Source organism: Ruegeria sp. ANG-S4, assembly GCF_000814005.1.
Lineage (GTDB): Bacteria > Pseudomonadota > Alphaproteobacteria > Rhodobacterales > Rhodobacteraceae > Ruegeria.
Map to the genome: position 1 here is coordinate 242,028 of NZ_JWLK01000005.1, position 16,100 is coordinate 258,127.

Here is a 16,100-nt window from a genome sequence, read left to right on the forward strand (position 1 = left end):
TCAGGGGTTGAGCGGAGGCAGTTGTTCGGTTTTGGGCCGATGGGATTGCCCGAGAAGGCCCAAGGCAGACTTTGCGGCTTGCCAGTGTTCAACTGTGTTCAACGCATGCACGCCGTAACGTGCCGCCCCGATCTGCGTCAGTTCCCGTTCAAGATCCGCAGCGGTCGCAGGTGACGCTGCACGCGCTTTCCAAAGGTCCAGCGCCGCATAGGTGGCGGACAAGTTCCTCTGCTGAATGGCTTCTTTCAACCGTTTCAAAGCGAACTCCGGTGAAGACAGGTATTTTTCGCGGCGCGCATGGTGCCAGGCAACGACCCTTGGGCGAGACCAACGCACGAATGCCCAAGCGCCCAACGCGGCAACCGCGGCCCAGATTGCAATCGTCGCAAGGGTCCTGGCATCCGGCGGTGTCCACTTGGGAGGTGCAAGCGTCAGATCAATGGCGTCTATCTCGATTGTCTCGACCTGATTGGTGCCGAGATTGTACCACTGAACGGATATAGCAGGCAGTTGTGTTTCGCCGCCGTCCTGCGCAAGGTAAACGACCTCATCCTCGCGCTGACCCGAAAGGATGCCCCTGTCTTCGCTCTCGGTAAAGCGCGGTTCCTTTGGATAAGCCTTCAGCAACGGGTCCTGAATTACCGGAATCAGATCGGGGACCAGCATGGGCGTGGTTCCAGTTATCTCTGCGGTCAGTCGGCGCGTTATGGCCCCGCCGAATTCCATGTCGGTTCCCCCTTCGATCTGCTGGTCCAGACCAAACCCGGTCGCGATTATCAGCGGGTTCAGATTGCGGGCGGCGTCGGGGACATCCGCCGTCAGCCTGATATTCGGCAGTTCGACGCTGACTTTGACCGGTGCGTTGGTGTCCGGATCGGCGAAGGTGACGCCAATGGATTGTGGTCCCAGATCGACCTGTCCGGCGTTCAACGGATACAACCGATAACTGCGCTGAACGCCCGACCATGTTTCGCCTTCTACAGTTTCGCTGATTGGGCCCGTTGCCCGTTCCGGCAGGCGGACCAACAGGTTCTCTTGCTCCATCGATGGAAAGACCGGCGGTTCGGGCATGAAAGTCGGGACCAACACCTTGATCCTGACCAAGGCCGGTTGTCCGACCGTCACGGCCTCGGTGGGCGTCTCTACGGTGATTTTCGGCTGAACGTCAGTCTGCGCCAGCAGTCCAGAAGGTAAGAGCATCATGAGGAACAGAATGTATCTCATTGCTGTTGCTCCTGATTTTCCAGCAGAAAGCGATTGCGCAAGAAATCCTGCATATCCGTGTCAATCGTACTGATCCATTGATCGGCAGACAGGGCTTGGGCACCGTCTGTCGGGGCTTGCACGGTGGTGTCCTCGCCGCGACCGGCCTCGTTGTCGAAAACCGTATCGTCGGCTCCAATACCAGCCTCTTCGCCCGTGTCGGATTGCTCGCGTGTGGTTTCGACAAAAGCCAGGATTGCGTTTGCAACCTCCAGATTATGCTGCGCTTCGGGCCAGTCCGGTTGCCGTTCCAACGCGGTCTCGAACGCGGAAATCGCAGGCCGGTATTCGCGGTTGCGGATACGGGCCATGCCTTCAGCAAACGCGGCGTCCGGTGTGTCCAGTTCGGCGAAAATCGCCGCGGCCTCGGGGTATTGCCCGGCTTTTAGATGGGCATAGCCCTTGTGGTAGGGGTCCTTAAACAAATCGGCGGCATCCGCGTATCTTTTCTGGTTCATCGCAATCTGGCCTTGCTGATCCGGCGTCAGAAACCAGTCGCGCCAACCGCCGGCAAACGCGGGGCCAGAGGGCGGTATCAGGAGCAGCGCCAAAAAGGCCCAGCGTATCACCCAACCTTTCCGGAACCACAACAACGACAAAAGCGCCGCGGGCCAGGCCAGTATCCAACCGCGATCCTGCCAATCCAACCGGTCGTCGTCATCAAGTGCTGCGGAATAGGCCGAGTGAATAACACGTTGCAGCCGCGCGATATCCCGGTCGTCCTCTGAGAACGGGACGACAGTTGTGTTACCCAAGCCATCCAATTGTGCGACGCGCTCACCATTGGGGCGCATCGTAAGAACGAAAACCGGAGCGGTTGCCGCCTCGATCCCCGGCACTTGGGACGGGTCGATATCGTCCAGAACGAACAGAATAGCGCCGGGTGTCTCACTATCGCTCAGGATCGTTTCCGCAACGGACAGTGCATCGCTTGCGGCATCGCCGGGTTTTGGCATCACCGCAGGGGTCAGCCCCTCCAACAACGGACGCAGAATGTTCGCATCTTCTGTCAAAGGGGCCACGCGGTGCGGCGTGCCAGCATAAGCAATCAGGGCTGTTCGTGCGTCCGCACGGGCGTTTATCAAATCGGTGATCTTGAATTTGGCACGCTCAAGCCGCGACGGAGGCAGATCAGCCTCCTCCATGCTGTCGGTCACTTTCAAGGCAATGACCAAAGGCGCGGTGTCGGCGACCAGAGGATTTGGCGAGCGGGACCATGTGGGGCCGGCTGCTGCCAACGCAATCAGGATGGCTGCAATCATTGCGACATCAATCGGATAAATCCGCCGCGTGTCGTCTGCGCCCAGTTGAAGCGCCTCTGCCAGGTGCGGGGCGATGCCCGATGCCGAATTGGCTTGTTTCGAGGGCTTTGGCCGGATCAGCCACCAAAGCAGACCAATCGGGGCCAAGAGAAGCAGCCATGCCGCCCGAATGAAGTGAAACTCTGACAAGGCGTCGATCATGCCAAACCTCTGCCCCGGTGTGCGACGTGCAACCCTGTCGCGCCCACCAAAAACAGCAACAGCGCCAGGATAAGCGGATAGTGCGCCAGGCTTTCGCGCGGGCGATAGCTCTGTGTTTCGACGATCCGTGGGTTGAGCTGGTCGATGCGTTGATAGGTCTGCGCCAAAGCGTCTTCATCATCGGCATAGAAATACGCGCCTCCGGTACGATCTGCGATGTCCTGCAAAGCGCCCAGATCAACGCGATCCTCGCCCGACGCTTCGGGGTCGCCGACGCCAATCGTGTAGATGACAACGCCCTTGTCGGCTGCAATTGCCGAAGCATTCACAGGAGTCATACGGCTGGACGTGTCGGCGCCATCGCTCAGAACAATCATCAGGCGCTGGTCGACTTCGCTGGACTCAAATGTCCGGATACCAAGGCCGATCGCGTCGCCCAAAGCGGTGTTTGGCCCGGCCATTCCGACCTGAGTTTGATCCAGAAAGCCATTCAAACTGTTCAGATCTTCGGTAAACGGGGCCTGCACAAAAGCCCGTGTACCGAATATGATCAGCGCCATGCGATCTCCCTGCCGCTGGGCAATGAAATCGCGCAATACATCCTTGACTGCGGCCAATCTCTGTTTCGGAGTTCCGTCCGTCGACTGGAAGTCACGCTGATCCATTGATCCCGAGATATCCAGGGCCAATACCACGTCGCGGGCCGATTTCTCGATCACAACCGGTTCGCCCAGCCGTTCCGGTCGGGCAAGCGCGATCACCAGCAAAACCCAGATAAGGACAACCAAAACCGCAGGGAACCTGGCCCGATTTGGGATGATTGATCCTGCCTGTGGGTCAACACCGGCAGCTTGCGCAACGTGGCGGAAGAAAGGAATACGAATGGCGCTGCTTTCCTCGCGATGAGGGGGCGCAAGGAAATAGATCAGCAATGGAAGCGGAAGCAAAAGGAAAGCCCACAAAGCAGCGAATGTGATCATCGCGCGTGCCTTTCCCGTTTGTGGGTTTTGACCCAGTGCTTTGCAAGTGCGGTCACTTCCGGGTCCGGCGCGGTTGGCTTGTAGGGCGCTTCGGTCAGGCGTTGATACGTGCTTGCAGGAAATCTATTTTTTTCAGAGGTTTGTCTGAGAAATTTCAACCAATCGTCGCCGTACAGCCCAGCAATTTTTCGACGCGGGTAGGCAACCAATGCAGCACGGCGCAGAACCTCTGCGGATTTTGTCGCGCTGATGCCAGGGGCTGCAAGTTCGGTCAGCGCTGCGCGTCGGTACGCGTTAGACCGGCGATGCCTCAGGACCGTGAGAAGGCCCGCGACGATGCAGATTGCCAATAGAACGGCCAGTACGGCCCAGCCCAACGTTTGCGGCGTCATGGACACCGGGGCGGGCACCGGTGCCGGTTCCAGCATTGCCAGCAGTTCGACAAGGGATTTGCCTTCGACATCCACGCTCATCAGCGCCCTCCACGGTGGCCGAACAGCCGCAGCATCTGATCCAGCGTGGGTTCAGCCGTCGTCAGCGGAACAATCGGGAACCCATAGCGGCGCGACCAATCCTTCAGCCGCGCGAGGCGATCATCGAGCGTATTACGGATGCGCTGCGACAGGCCGGGGTCGGTGCTGTCCAGTTCGATCTGCTCGTTCCCGTCGGACACTGTCAGCTTCAAGCCGGGGGCCAGTTGTTGCGCGCTGGGGTCCGAAACCTGGAACAGGATCAGGTCATTTGCGCGGGCCAAACGGCGAAGCCGGGTTTCAGACGCGTCATCAATGCCGTCAAAGTCCGAAAACACGCAGACAAGCGCGTTGGTGTGCACAATACGCGCGGCTTGGTTCAAAACGTCGTTCAGAAACACGGTAGGCTCGCGCCGCATGTCCGCCCTCAGGCTTACGTTCAATGCGCCCACGGACGATAGAAACTGGCTCAGCGCTGCGGCGCGGCGTTGGGGGCGGTGTTCCGCCAGATCGGTGTCACCAAACACAACCCCGCCGACCCGGTCACCCTGTCGCAATATGCAGTGGGCGGCGATCGCAGCCGCTTCGGCCGCAATCACTGATTTCATATAGACCTGCGTTCCGAAAAACATTGAGACACGCTGATCCACCAGCAAAAGAGCCGGACGGTCGCGCTCCTCCGTGTAGATCCTTACATGCGGCTCGCCTGTCCGTGCGGTGACCTTCCAGTCGATTGTGCGAATGTCGTCGCCGGGCATGTAATTGCGGAGTTCCTCAAAGTTCAGCCCTCGACCGCGCAAGCGAGATGCGTGGCGACCGTTCAGAATCGAGCGCGCCGGTTGCCGCGGCAGAAGGCTCAGCGCTCGCGACCGGGCACCAAGGCGCAATAGATGGTCCGCGTCGGCGTGGATGCGAGGATCACTGCGATATGTGACGCTCTGGGCCACGCGTCACGGAAGCGCCACAAGGCGCAGCATCTCGGCGGTCACGTCGTCGGCTGTTTTGGCCGCGCCCTGCGCTTCAAAACTCAGCGTGATGCGATGACGAAAAACGTCATGTGCTATCGCGCGGATATCGGCCGGATCGACATAATCACGCTGGTTCATCCAGGCATGTGCGCGACCGCATTTGTCCAGCGCGAGCGAGGCGCGGGGACTCGCCCCGATTTCGATCCACGCGGCCAGTTCGTCGCTTAGCGCGGCGGGTGTCCGGGTTGCCTGGACCAGATCAGCCATGTACCGATCCATCGCATCAGACACGTGCACCTGGCCGATTTCCGCCCGCGCAGCAAACACCGCGTCCTGAGGGATCGCGGGCGCTGGTTCCCCAGAAGATGCGCCGCTTGCCGCGTTGTCCTCGCCGCGCACCAATCGGATCACTTCAACCTCGTCCTCGACCGGGGGATAGGTGATTTGCACATGCATCAGAAACCGATCCATCTGCGCCTCGGGCAATGGATAGGTGCCTTCTTGTTCGATCGGGTTCTGCGTCGCCATCACGATGAAAAGCGGTTCCATCTTGTGCGTCGTGCCTGCCACGGTGACTTGCCGCTCCTCCATCGCTTCGAGCAGAGCGGCTTGCACCTTGGCTGGGGCGCGGTTGATTTCGTCCGCCAGCACAATGTTGGCAAAGATCGGGCCCGGCTCGAAACGAAAGGTGCCGCCATCGTCGGTTTGCTGAAAAACCTCGGTGCCGGTCACGTCCGACGGCAACAGATCAGGGGTGAACTGAATTCGGCTGAAACGTGCGTCCAGATTGCGTGCCATGGCTTTCACGGCGCGGGTTTTGGCGAGACCGGGCAGACCTTCGATCAGCAGGTTTCCGTTGGCCAACATCCCGATCAACAGGCGGTCAATCACCTCGGTCTGGCCGATAATGGACTGTCCCATTCGGGCCTTGAGATCATTTATCTGATTAAGTGCATTCATCATTCGGTCCATTCGACGTCAATTGAGAATCTGCGTGGCGAGACTGGCGTTGGCTGAAAATATTCCGTGATGACGGAATGTTAGCAGGCTTTGTTTCGCCGATCCACCGTCATATCCGCGCTGCAAGGTACTTCAGATCGGCCCTCAACTCCGGGCGGACAGAGCCGGTGTTTGGGATATCCCGCAGTGTTTCCAGCCAAAGCGCAGGCGGCTGGCGCCCCGCCGCCCTGTTCCAATTCAGACCGCGCAGAATGTGTTGTGCTTCGGTCTCCAGCCGGTCTGGAATGTCGAAGCCATTCAACGTTGCCCAAACGCCGCTCCAAAGCCGTCCGACGGACCAGGGGTTATAGCCACCGCCGCCCAGAACCAGAAACCTTGGTGCCAAATGCATGAGCGCTGCGGCTGTTCTCCAATGGCAGTTGTTGGACAAGGCAAGACGCGACAGCGGGTCTTCGGCTACCGCATCGGCCCCACATTGCAGAACAATCGCTTGCGGTCTGAACGCGTCGGTCGCGGGGAGAATGAGATGGTCGAGGATGAGCGCGAATTCGTCATCATTCAGGTTTCTTCCGACAGGCAGGTTCAGCGCCGCGCCACCGGCGTCGTCGTGTAGTGCGCCGGTGAAAGGCCACCGCCGCGTCTCGTGAACCGAGATCATGCGCACGCGACCCGAACCGTGAAACGCGGCCTCGACCCCGTCGCAGTGATGGGCGTCAATGTCGACGTAGACAATTCGATCCAGCCCCATTGCCTGAAGCGTCAGTATCGCCAGCACCGGGTCGTTCAGATAGCAAAACCCGTTGGCCCGATCGCGTAGGCCGTGATGGGTGCCGCCGGCAGGGTTGTACACAATACCGCCGTCACGGATCAGTTCAGCGCCCAGCATGGAACCGCCGGCAGCGGTTGCCGGTCGGCGGTACATTTCGGGAAACACGGGGTTGGACAAGGTTCCCAACCCATAATTCTCGCGTACGGCGTCGGTCACGTGTTGCGTGTCTTCAGCTTTTTGCAGTTCGGATATGTACTCCCGCGCGTGAAATGCGCTGAGCGCGCTTGGTTTGGCGCAAGGGCTGACCCGATAATTCCCGGTCGTCAGCCAGCCCAGGGCACGGCAAAGGTCGATAACGGTCGAAACGCGCGGAATTGCCAGCGGGTGTTTTGAACCATAGGTGGAGTTCCGATAGATCTCGGACCCTATGAAGACGGGCGCCTGCATCGCTCAAAGGGTAGTTTTTGGCCTGTTGTCATCACCCAGACGACCGTCCAGGGACATCAGAATAGCCACCGGCCTGAGTGCCGGGATGTGGCTGAAAATGATCAGGATGCAAACCGTCAACGGAACGCTCAGGAACGCGCCGATCAATCCCCACACCGTGGTCCAAAAGGTCAGGGCAAGGATGACCAGAAAGGTCGACATATTCAGCGACCGACCCAGCATCGCGGGGTCCAGAAAGTTGCCGATCAGGAACTGTATCGTTCCGCAACCCAGAACAATGATCAGGAACGGGCCGATGGTTTCGAACTGCACGAGGGCAATCAAAGCAGGGAACAGAACCGCGATGATCGACCCGATTGAGGGGATGAAGTTCAGTGCAAAGGTCAGCACTGCCCACGTTTCGGCATATTCAAGGCCCAGAACGCGAAAAACGGTATAGCTGATGCCAGCCGTAGTCAGACTTATAAAGGTTTTGACACCAACATACCGCTGCAAGCTGTAAGAGATCGCGTCCAACACCGATGCAAATTCGCTGCCAAGCTGCGGGTTGCCCGCCGCCAGCTGGATTTTCTTTCGAAAGGCGAGACGCTCGGCCATCAGAAACGCGACATACAGGCTGATCAGGAAGAATTGATTAAGCAGCGATGTCGCGCTGCCCAGCAAAACACGCGCCACGTAGGACATATCGATACTGACGAGATTGTCGCGAATGAAGGTTGTCACATCGTTGCCCACCAGCCCGGTGATGCGGTTTACCGCGCCGTCGAACTGGTTTTCATAAGTATTGATGGACCGGGCGAATTGCGTGGCCTGGCTGCCCAATATGTACATGATCATGAACAAGCCGGCCAAAACCACTGTGACGCCAGCGATGTTCGCCAACCAGACCGGCATTCGAGTCAATGAGACGACCCGGTCGCTGAGTGCCATGATCAATACGTTGACCAGCAGTGCCATCGTCAATGGGATCAGAAATCTGGCACCCGCATAAAGCCCGAGAACGACCAATGTGGCGACAATTGCGATGTCGCGCAGCACCGACAGTTTGAGGCGCGGTTTAGCCTGATTGTCTTGCAACTCGGACGGCATGGGCTGACCCTGATCGACCTCGCCGACCCGTTCCGGCCCGGCGTTCCTGTCGGCGATCCTGCACGGGATAGGGGGATTGTGCAATCCGCTCAGCCGGTTATGGAGGGAAATTAACCACTTGTTTGGGATTGGTTGTTCTGTCTGCCACAAAGGCCGGATAGGCTACGGGGATGAGACTCGGCGCGATTCTGGTGAATAATCGATTTCTGCGCGGCCTGTGGTTGGCCCTGACGCGGTTCAACGACAAGAATGCATTCGTCATGAGCAGCCATGTCGCCATGTCGCTTATGATGGCGCTTTTTCCATTTGTCCTGTTCACCGTTGCACTGGCGGGTGCGCTGTCTCAGGGGTATGTGACCGACGAGTTGATCGAACTTATCTTCGGCGCGTGGCCCAAGGACGTTGCCGAACCCATCGTTAAGGAACTGCGCGCAGTGCTTGAGGGCGCCGGGTCCGGCGTAATCACATTGGGCGGTTTGCTTGCAATCTATTTTGCGTCCAACGGGGTCGCCGCCGTACGCAAGGCGATGACGCAGGCCTACCATGATCAGGACACCTGGCCGTTCTGGAAAGCCCGGCTGCTGTGTTTTGCATTGGTGATTGCGGGCGGTGCCGGCATTCTCGCCATTGCTGCGGTCGAAGTTGTTTTGCCCGTTTACACGCGGTTGGTTTCTGAAAAAACGGCGGTCGACGTTGGTGGCTGGCTGTCTGTAGACCGGTTGCGTTGGACCTTCACGGTCGCGGTTCCGGCCGGTACGGTGATCATTGCCCACCTTGTTTTGCCAACGCGGCGACACAAGCTGACGCAAATTTTGCCGGGCGTTGTTCTGACGCTCGCTCTCTGGGCGGCGGGTGGCTGGGCGTTTTCGGTCTATATTGCGCAATTTGCAACATACAGCGCCACGTATGCAGGGCTGGCAGGGGCGATGGCTGCGTTGATCTTTCTATATCTATGCTCGGCCATGTTGATCCTCGGGGCCGAATACAACGGCGCACTGATTGATCTCGCCAGTCAGTCGAACCCGGAAAGCGGCGCTGAATGAAGGGCTGGTTTGGAAGTCTGTTGCTGACCTTCGCGTTGCTGGCGCAGGCCGGGCAGGCACAGGATTATGTCGGGTCGGACACATGTGTTGCATGCCATCAGGACGAAGCGGCGGATTGGGCCGGTTCGCATCATGCGCTGGCGTGGACCAACGTGGACGCCGGGCACGTTCTGGCAGATTTCGATAACACAGGTTTCGACCACGACGGCATGTCCGTTTCGTTTCTCAAACAAAACGGGTCCTTGCTGGCCGACGTAACTGAAAAGGATGGGGTCACCACCCGATACCCGGTTCATTCGGTTGTGGGCATATCGCCGCTTCAACAATACCTCTTTGAAACCGAACCCGGCCGATTGCAGAGTTTTGACGTTGTCTGGGATACGGAAAACGAGCGTTGGTTTCACCTCTATCCGGATCAGGACCTGCCGCCGGATGATGGGTTGCACTGGTCCGGGCCTTACAAGAACTGGAACGCACGTTGCGCAGAATGCCATGCGACCGGGTTCATAAAGAACTATGACTCGGTAACACGCAGGTATTCGTCGACACAGTCTGAAATCGGCGTCGGGTGCGAGGCATGCCACGGCCCCGGATCGGCGCATATCGAATGGACGACTGGCAAGGAACTGGACGATGGGCTGAACGAGTTTGGTTTTTTGATGAGTTGGGGCAGGGGGGATACGGAGGCCGAGATCCAGCAATGTGCCGGATGCCATTCCCGGCGTGAGGCATTCGGCGATGGCAATCCGCTGCCGGGAACGCCTTACCATGATGCATACAATCTCGCCGTACTCAGGCCGGGTCTCTACCATCCTGACGGGCAGATTCTGGACGAGGTTTATGTCTATGGCTCGTTCCTGCAGTCTAAGATGTACGACAAGGGCGTGGGATGCATGGACTGCCACGAACCACACAGGGCCGAACTGCGTGCCGAGGGGAACGGAGTGTGCACGCAGTGCCATTCGCCAGGGGGCAACCCGGACTTTCCGACATTGAAACTTGTGGATTATGACACGCCCCAACATCATCACCATGCCGAGGGTTCGGACGGCGCGCAGTGCAAAAGTTGCCACATGATCGAACGCGTCTACATGGGCGTGGACGGACGCCATGATCACAGTTTCCGCGTGCCGCGCCCTGATCTGGGACTGGACGAAGATGCTTGCACAGACTGCCATACAGATCAGAATCAGGATTGGGCGGCCCGTGCGATTGAGCGCTGGTTTCCTGAGTCGGATCACCGCGGTGTGCACTTCAGTGCCGCGTTCCAGGCCGCCTCGACGGGGCTATTGCAGGATCCTGCGGCGTTGATGTCCATCGCTGAGAATCCCGAATTCGCGGGGATTATTCGGGCCACAGCCCTTTATCTGCTTCAGAACTTTGAATCCCCCGAGGTGGCTTCTTTGCTCGCGGCCAGTCTTTCTGATCCCGATCCGTTGGTCCGTGCCAACGCGGTGGCCTTGCAGGGGGCAGCCCCAATACCGGATCGAATTGCTCGGCTGGAACCTTTGTTGTCAGACCCGTCGCGCAACGTTCGCTTGGCGGCGGCCAAAGAGTTTCTGTTGATCCCGCCAAACGCCCTGACACCAGATCAAAGACCCCAAGTGCAGCAGGCCGTAACCGACTGGCAACGCAGCACGTCACATCGGCTGGATTTCCCTGAAACCCATTTGGTTTTGGGCGGCTTGGCCCTGTCGTTGCGCAATGCGCAGGCTGCCGAAGGCGCGTTCCGCGAAGTGGTCGCGCTTGACCCACAACGCGCCGAGGCGTGGCCGATGATTGTTCAGCTGGCCCACATAAACCGAGGCCCCCAGGCGGCGGTCGAGGCGCTGGGCGAGGGGTTGTCCATCCTTCCGGACGATCCCAACCTTAACCAATTGGCACGGCAATACGGTCGCTAAATCGGCATCGAACAGACCGAATTGCGCCACGTTACCGGCGAAATTGCAGGCTATGCCGATGGTATTCGAGTTATCTGTTGGTGTCTTATGCCGGAACGTTTCGCCACTAAAGTCCAACCCCTGGCCGGCTCACGCAAGGCCAGCCTTGATGAGCGGATTGCCGAACTGCGATCCAAAAAACCCGTGGATCTGAACCACGGAGAGGCGCTGATGCTGCAAGGCATGGCATCGTCCTCGCTGCGCCAACAGCGTATTTCCGGCAACAAGCTGCACTGGGACTAGGCGCTACCCGCGAAATCCGGTGGCAACGACGAACTTTTCGGAACTGTCCGACCGGGATGCGGGAGGTTTCACATTCGCCACTTTGGTGAACTTCTGCTTGAGCAGCTTTTGCAGGTCGCCCTCAGCCCCGCCCGCCAGAACCTTGGCGACGAATGTCCCGCCTTCTTCCAGAACGTCGAAGGCGAAATAGGCAGCTGTTTCACAAAGGGCCATGATGCGCAAATGATCTGTCTGTTTATGACCCGAGGACGCAGCGGCCATGTCAGACATCACGACATCAGCCTTGCCACCCAGCCAGTCTTTCACCTTCTGATCGGCGTCATCTTCCATGAAATCCAGCTGGTGAATCTCGGCCCCTGCGACGGGCTCGACCTCTTGCAGATCGACACCCAGAACCGTCCCGATGCGCTTACCGCTTTTCTCGCCCAACGCGTTCACACGCTTGACGGCGACTTGCAGCCAGCCACCCGGCGCACACCCCAGGTCAACTACACGCGCACCGGGGACCAGAAAGCGAAATTTCTCATCCAGTTCCAGTATCTTGAAGGCAGCACGCCCGCGATACCCTTCAACCTGCGCGCGCTTCACATATGGATCGTTCAACTGCCGCTCGAGCCAGCGGGTCGAGCTGAGCTTGCGCCCACGCGCAGTTTTCACCTTGACCTTCAGGTCGCGCTGCCCGCGGCCTGAGGTGTTCTTTCCACTCGGTGTCTTCGCCATCAGAACGGTCCGTCTTCCAATACACCGTCCGCGCTCATCTGGGCATACAGCAAACCCTCGCGCAGCCCCCGGTCCGCCACGGAAAGGCGGTCGGTGGGCCAGCAGCGCAGCAGCGCCTGCAAAATGGCCGAGCCGGACATGATCAGGGCCTGCCGGTCATCGCCAATGCGAGGGTCCCGGCGTCGCCCGTGAGGGCCGAGTTCTAGATAGCCTCGTATCACTTTGTCAATCTGATCGCTGGTCATGCGCAGCCCGTCCACCTTGGTCCGGTCATAGCGCTTGAGCCCCAGATGCGAGGCCGCCACTGTGGTGACGGTGCCGCTGGTGCCGACGATCTGGAACCCCTCGCGGGCCTGTTCGTCCTTGTAGGGTGCAAAATCGGCAAGATTTTCCTCGAAAAACCAGCTCATTAACGCAAACCGCGCGGCATCGTCTTCGACGTCGTTGAACTGATCCCGCAAGGTGGCGACACCCAAAGGCACGCTGATCCAGTCGACAACTTTCGCCGCTGGGAAGGGGCTGTCCGAGGTGTGAAACCCGTTGTGCAGCCGCATAATTGCGGCGGGACGGTCGCGGCGGGGAACAGAGGAAATGTCTATCCAGACCAACTCGGTCGAGCCGCCGCCGATATCGACGACCAGCAATTGCTCGGTCTTGGTGGACACCAATGGCGCGCAGGAGATGACGGCCAGGCGGGCTTCTTCCTCGGGCTGGATTATCTCAAGCGTCAGACCGGTTTCGCGTTTGACCTGCCGGATGAAGTCGCGCGAGTTCTTGGCGCGGCGGCACGCCTCAGTCGCGATCAACCGCATACGCCTGACCTTATTGCGCTTGAGTTTTTGCTGACAAATCCGCAGTGCCTGAACGGTGCGCGCCATGGATGCCCGCGACAGCCGCCCGGTGCGTTCCAAACCGGCACCCAATTGCACCGACTTGGAGAAGCTGTCCACCACATGGAACCCGCTGCCCTTGGGCTGGGCTATCAACATGCGGCAGCTATTTGTCCCCAGATCCAGTGCCGCATACAAAGCATCCGGATCGGGTCTTGCCGGCGCGGGGCTTTCGACCGCTTTCGGGAACGCGCCCGCACCCTTGGGACGCTTGGGCGCCATCGTAACGCCCTCCGATTTTCGAGTTACCCCGACCATAGGTCGCGCAATTCAATCACGCAAGATGCTCATTAAGGTCATTAGAATTTTGATGTTCGGATTCGGGGCAGGGGGCGATACAAGCTGCGACATCCCGTTGTGGTCAAAAACGTCGCTGCAAATGCGTCGTGTGTCGAAAATCGACTGACTTGATCCCACATACACGTTTAGAACCGCTCCATCTGGCTAGGAGGAATCAACAGCGATGCCTGACGTCACCATTGTTTACTGGCGCGACATTCCCGCTCAGGTCATTGTCGGCAAAGGCCGTCGGGGCGCAAAGCGGCAGCTGGAAGAACGGTTTGAACAAGCCATCGACCGCGCCGCCATGAAGGTGAATGCCAAGGACAGTGATGCCTATCTGGCCGAATGGCGCAAAGCCGATCCTTTCGCGGTTGAGGGCGATCCGTCCGAAATTGCCGAGGCGGAAGCCGTGCGTCTGGAAACGGAATACGATCAGGACCGTATCAAGGCTCTGATCGCCAATGACGGTTGGGCATGAGCCCGAGACAGCTATGGGAGGCCGCAATGGCTTTGCTGAACTTCAAGAAACGTGATGCGGTCGAAAACGGGCCGGTCAATCCGACCGTCGAAGCCTTTTTGCAAGGCTATTCGATCGAGGTGATGCCCCGCACCGCCGAAAAGGTCGAAGATTTCCGCGCGCTGCTGCCCGAAGGCACCCGCGTCTACATCGCCCATATCGAGGGCACGCCGATCGAAGACATGGTCAAGACCGCCAAGCGCATCGCGGCCGAAGGTTATCCGGTCATGCCGCACTTCCCGGCGCGGATCATCAAGGATGCGGCGACGCTGGAAAACTGGATTTCCATGTATCAGGGCGAAGCGGGCGTTGAGCAGGCGCTGTTGCTGGCTGGCGGCGTTGATAAACCGCACGGAGACTTTGACAGCTCGATGCAACTGCTGGAAAGTGGTCTGTTCGACAAGGCGGGTTTTAAGCGCCTGCACGTGGCCGGTCATCCCGAGGGCAACAAGGACATTGATCCCGACGGTTCGACCAAGAACGTGGATGATGCGCTGCGCTGGAAACAGAAGTTCAGCGAAACCACCGATGCAGAAATGGCGCTGGCCACTCAGTTTGCATTTGACGCCAAGCCGATTATCGCGTGGGCGGACAGCCTGAAAGAGGCTGGTATTGATCTGCCGATCCATATCGGCATCGCAGGCCCGGCCAAACTGCAGACCCTGATCAAATTCGCCATCGCCTGCGGCGTCGGCCCATCGCTGAAGGTTCTGCAAAAGCGCGCGATGGATGTGTCCAAGCTGTTGCTGCCGTATGAGCCGACAGATGTGATCACCGAACTGGCCAATCACAAGGCGGCCAACCCGGACTTCAACATCACCAACGTCCACTTCTTCCCGCTGGGCGGGATCAAGACCAACGCCAACTGGGCGATCAATAATGGCGGCGCCTCGGCGAAGCCAGCCAATGCTTAAGGAACGGACATGACCCGTACAGTCGTAGAATCAAAAACAAAAACCGCCGTTCTGGGCTTTGACGAACCGTTCTGCGTGATCGGTGAACGGATCAACCCGACAGGCCGTAAGAAGCTGGCTGCCGAGCTGGAAGCGGGCGATTTCTCGACCGTTGAAAAAGACGCGTTGGCGCAGGTTGCAGCAGGCGCGACCGTTCTGGATATCAACGCGGGCGTTGTCTACAACTCGAACCCCAACCCGAACGAGACCGAGCCGCCGCTGATGACCAAGATTGTCGAGTTGGTGCAGGGTCTGGTCGATGTGCCGCTGTGCATCGACTCGTCGGTTCCGGGGGCGCTTGAGGCAGGTCTTGAGGCGGCTGAGGGCCGTCCGCTGCTGAACTCGGTCACGGGCGAGGAAGAGCGTCTGGAACTGGTTCTGCCGCTGGTCAAGAAGTACAACGTGCCGGTTGTGGCAATCTCGAACGACGATACGGGCATTTCGGAAGATCCTGATGTGCGCTTCGCGGTTGCAAAAACGATTGTTGAACGTGCAGCCGACCACGGCATCCCTGCGCATGACATCGTTGTTGACCCGCTGGTGATGCCCATCGGCGCGATGGCAACCGCGGGCCAGCAGGTGTTCGCGCTTGTCCGTCGCTTGCGCGAGGAGCTGGGTGTGAACACCACTTGCGGTGCGTCCAACATCTCGTTTGGTTTGCCAAACCGCCATGGTATCAACAACGCTTTCTTGCCGATGGCGATGGGCGCGGGCATGACCTCGGCGATCATGAACCCGGTCGCTCTGCCGGTGACCCAAAAGAAGATTGCCGAAAAGAAAGAGGCCGTTGCGGCGGCTGGCATCATCCTGCCTGAAGGCATGGATGACGAGACGTTCGTGCAGATGTTCGGTCTGGGCTCGACCAAACCGCGAGCGGGCAAAGAGATGGAGGCCATCCGCGCCGCCAACCTGCTGACCAATAACGACGCGCATGGCGGCGAGTGGATCAGGTTCAACAAATCCCCGGACGAAGCCGGTGCATCCGGCGCGGCGGGTGGTCGCCGGGGTGGTGGGCGTCGTCGCCGCGCCTGATCCGGCACAAAGTATTTGACACACAGGCCGGGCCGCGCGCCCGGCCTTTTTCGTTTGATATGGATCAAGGT

At 59.0% G+C, this 16,100-nt stretch carries 16 protein-coding genes; 6 read left to right on the forward strand and 10 right to left on the reverse strand.

Annotated features, from left to right (window positions below; translation table 11 throughout):
* The 8 genes from RA28_RS14185 to RA28_RS14220 all read right to left on the reverse strand — a co-directional run bounded on the left by RA28_RS14185 (nt 1) and on the right by RA28_RS14220 (nt 8,493).
* Nucleotides 1–1,224 carry a BatD family protein gene (locus tag RA28_RS14185; protein ID WP_039530106.1) on the reverse strand — a complete coding sequence of 408 codons (1,224 nt, stop codon included), beginning with the start codon at nt 1,222–1,224 and terminating at the stop codon, nt 1–3.
* A complete protein-coding gene (locus RA28_RS14190; protein ID WP_039530108.1) occupies nt 1,221–2,726 on the reverse strand; it encodes a VWA domain-containing protein in 1,506 nt (501 codons plus the stop codon). Before RA28_RS14190 ends, RA28_RS14185 begins: the two co-directional genes overlap by 4 nt.
* The gene (locus RA28_RS14195; RefSeq protein ID WP_039530110.1) at nt 2,723–3,706 is read right to left on the reverse strand and encodes a VWA domain-containing protein; all 984 of its coding nucleotides are present in this window, start codon (nt 3,704–3,706) and stop codon (nt 2,723–2,725) included. Before RA28_RS14195 ends, RA28_RS14190 begins: the two co-directional genes overlap by 4 nt.
* Complete coding sequence (locus RA28_RS14200) at nt 3,703–4,179, reverse strand: DUF4381 domain-containing protein (protein ID WP_039530113.1); 477 nt, start codon at nt 4,177–4,179, stop codon at nt 3,703–3,705. The genes RA28_RS14195 and RA28_RS14200 overlap by 4 nt, the downstream gene beginning before the upstream one ends.
* A complete protein-coding gene (locus RA28_RS14205) occupies nt 4,179–5,123 on the reverse strand; it encodes a DUF58 domain-containing protein (RefSeq protein WP_039530117.1) in 945 nt (314 codons plus the stop codon). Before RA28_RS14205 ends, RA28_RS14200 begins: the two co-directional genes overlap by 1 nt.
* A gap of 3 nt (nt 5,124–5,126) precedes the next feature.
* A complete protein-coding gene (locus RA28_RS14210; protein WP_039531603.1) occupies nt 5,127–6,104 on the reverse strand; it encodes an AAA family ATPase in 978 nt (325 codons plus the stop codon).
* A 109-nt stretch (nt 6,105–6,213) separates the two neighbouring features.
* Nucleotides 6,214–7,320 carry an acetoin utilization protein AcuC gene (locus tag RA28_RS14215; RefSeq protein ID WP_039530120.1) on the reverse strand — a complete coding sequence of 369 codons (1,107 nt, stop codon included), beginning with the start codon at nt 7,318–7,320 and terminating at the stop codon, nt 6,214–6,216.
* A gap of 3 nt (nt 7,321–7,323) precedes the next feature.
* Nucleotides 7,324–8,493, reverse strand: coding sequence for an AI-2E family transporter (locus RA28_RS14220; RefSeq protein WP_241481146.1), 1,170 nt, complete (start codon nt 8,491–8,493; stop codon nt 7,324–7,326).
* An 86-nt stretch (nt 8,494–8,579) separates the two neighbouring features.
* Here RA28_RS14220 and RA28_RS14225 point away from each other — a divergent pair, with 86 nt between their 5' ends.
* The 3 genes from RA28_RS14225 (at nt 8,580) to RA28_RS14235 (ending at nt 11,635) form a co-directional block, all read left to right on the forward strand.
* A complete protein-coding gene (locus RA28_RS14225) occupies nt 8,580–9,452 on the forward strand; it encodes a YihY/virulence factor BrkB family protein (protein ID WP_052261468.1) in 873 nt (290 codons plus the stop codon).
* Nucleotides 9,449–11,353, forward strand: coding sequence for a cytochrome c3 family protein (locus RA28_RS14230; protein ID WP_052261469.1), 1,905 nt, complete (start codon nt 9,449–9,451; stop codon nt 11,351–11,353). The genes RA28_RS14225 and RA28_RS14230 overlap by 4 nt, the downstream gene beginning before the upstream one ends.
* A gap of 87 nt (nt 11,354–11,440) precedes the next feature.
* Nucleotides 11,441–11,635, forward strand: a complete 195-nt coding sequence (locus RA28_RS14235; protein WP_039530123.1) for a hypothetical protein — start codon at nt 11,441–11,443, stop codon at nt 11,633–11,635.
* 3 nt (nt 11,636–11,638) lie between these two features.
* On the opposite strand, the gene RA28_RS14240 is transcribed toward RA28_RS14235, so the two are convergent.
* Both RA28_RS14240 and RA28_RS14245 read right to left on the reverse strand, forming a co-directional pair.
* On the reverse strand, nt 11,639–12,355 hold the full coding sequence (locus RA28_RS14240; RefSeq protein WP_039530126.1) for an RlmE family RNA methyltransferase: 717 nt from the start codon (nt 12,353–12,355) through the stop codon (nt 11,639–11,641).
* Nucleotides 12,355–13,467, reverse strand: coding sequence for a Ppx/GppA phosphatase family protein (locus RA28_RS14245; protein ID WP_039531612.1), 1,113 nt, complete (start codon nt 13,465–13,467; stop codon nt 12,355–12,357). The genes RA28_RS14240 and RA28_RS14245 overlap by 1 nt, the downstream gene beginning before the upstream one ends.
* 241 nt (nt 13,468–13,708) lie before the next feature.
* Here RA28_RS14245 and RA28_RS14250 point away from each other — a divergent pair, with 241 nt between their 5' ends.
* From RA28_RS14250 to RA28_RS14260, 3 genes are read left to right on the forward strand one after another with little or no spacing between them, the layout of a single operon-like run.
* A complete protein-coding gene (locus tag RA28_RS14250) occupies nt 13,709–14,005 on the forward strand; it encodes a virulence factor (RefSeq protein WP_039530128.1) in 297 nt (98 codons plus the stop codon).
* A gap of 26 nt (nt 14,006–14,031) precedes the next feature.
* Entirely contained in the window at nt 14,032–14,958 is a 927-nt protein-coding gene (locus RA28_RS14255) for a methylenetetrahydrofolate reductase (protein WP_039530132.1), read from the forward strand.
* Nucleotides 14,959–14,967: 9 nt separating this feature from the next.
* Nucleotides 14,968–16,029 (forward strand): methyltetrahydrofolate cobalamin methyltransferase, encoded by a 1,062-nt coding sequence (locus tag RA28_RS14260; protein ID WP_039530136.1) that lies wholly within the window; start codon nt 14,968–14,970, stop codon nt 16,027–16,029.
* Nucleotides 16,030–16,100 lie beyond the last annotated feature (71 nt).